1 protein-coding gene is annotated in these 1,590 nt (G+C 74.0%); it reads right to left on the reverse strand.

Annotated elements, in window-relative coordinates:
- Positions 1 to 1,590, reverse strand: a 1,590-nt coding sequence (locus tag ACLJTM_RS34585) for a condensation domain-containing protein (RefSeq protein ID WP_411107793.1), incomplete at both ends; no start/stop codon positions are given.

Genomic DNA, 1,590 nt, shown 5'->3' on the forward strand with positions numbered 1-1,590 from the left:
GGGCCTGTTCCTCGAAGAGTTCCGCCAGGGTCCCTTCCCCGATGTCGGCGCGGGAGCCGGTCCACTCCTCCAGTACCTGCCGGCGCTCGGCCTCCCCGAGCAGCTCCACCCGCGACAACGGCAGCTCGGGCCGGTCCACCACCTGCTCCAGGGTGCGCCGCAGCATGGCCGTCATGCGCTCGACGGTCGCCCGCTCGTACACGTCCGAGCTGTAGAGCACCGCACCCGTCAAGCCGGTGTCCTCATGGGCGCGCAGCAGGAACTCCACATCGAACTTGACCGCGCCCGTCGCCAGCGGCTCCGCCGCGCCCGCCCGCAGGCCCGGTAGCTCCGGGGTCGTCGCCGCACCGGATTCGAGCGCCAGGCAGACCTGGAACAACGGGTGCCGGGCCAGGGAGCGCACCGGGTTCACGGCCTCCAGCACCAGGTCGAAGGGGGCCTCCTGATGGGCGAAGGCGTCCAGGTCGGCGGCGCGCACCCGGGACAGCAGCTCACGGAAGCTCGGATCGCCGGAGGTGTCCGTGCGCAGCACCAGGGTGTTGACGAAGAAGCCCACCAGGTCGGCCAGTGCCTCGTCGGACCGCCCTGCCACGGGGGAGCCGAGCGGGATGTCCGTCCCCGCCCCCAGCCGGGTCAGCATGCCGGCGAGAGCCACCTGCAGCACCATGAAGGGGGTGCACCGCTCGGTCCGCGCCAACTCCACGACCCGCTTGTGCAGTTCGGTACCGAAGTCGACGGGCACGGCTCCGCCCCGCATCCCGGCCACCGCCGGGCGCGGCCGGTCGTGGATCAGCCCGAGCTCCTCCGGCAGGCCGGCCAGCGCCGTCTTCCAGTAGCTGAGGTGGTCCTCCAGGGGGCGCCCCGCGAGTGCCGAGCGCTGCCACAGGGCGTAGTCCGCGTACGTGACGGGCAGCGGCGCGGCCTCCGGGGCGTCCCCGGCGAGCCGGGCGGCGTAGGCACGGGACAGGTCCGCGAACAGCGGGCCCAGCGACAGCCCGTCGGTGGCGATGTGGTGCAGCAGGACCAGCAGGGTGTACGAGGATTCGCCGCTCCGGAAGAGCCAGACCCGCAGCGGGTGTTCGCCGGCCAGGTCGAAGGAGTGCCGGGACTCCGCGAGCAGGGCCTCGTCCAGCTCCTCGGGCGCGACGTTCCGCAGCGTGAAGGAGGGCGCCGCGGGCGGGTCGACGACCTGGTACGGCTCCCCGTCCGCCGTGGCGAAGCGGGTCCGCAGCGGCTCGTGACGGGCGATGAGGTCGCCGAAGGCGGCCCGCAGCGCGTCGACGTCCGGATCGCCCTCCAGGCGGACCGCCATCGGGACGTTGTACGCGGTCCCCTCGCCCCCGAGCCCGGCCACCAGCCACAGGCGCTGCTGGGCGAAGGACAGCGGCAGCCTCTCGGGCCGCGGCTCGGTCCGGGTGAGCGGGGGCAGGACGGGCCCGCCGGAGGCCGCGCCGATCAGGCGGGCGAGGGTGGCGGGGGTGGGGTGCTGGAAGACGTCGCGGAGGGTGAGGGTGACGCCGAGGGTGGTGGAGATGCGGTGGGTGAGGCGGGCGGCGAGGAGGGAGTGGCCGCCGTGGTCGAAGAAGCTGT

This window comes from Streptomyces sp. cmx-4-9, from assembly GCF_046548835.1.
In the GTDB taxonomy this organism is placed as follows: domain Bacteria; phylum Actinomycetota; class Actinomycetes; order Streptomycetales; family Streptomycetaceae; genus Streptomyces.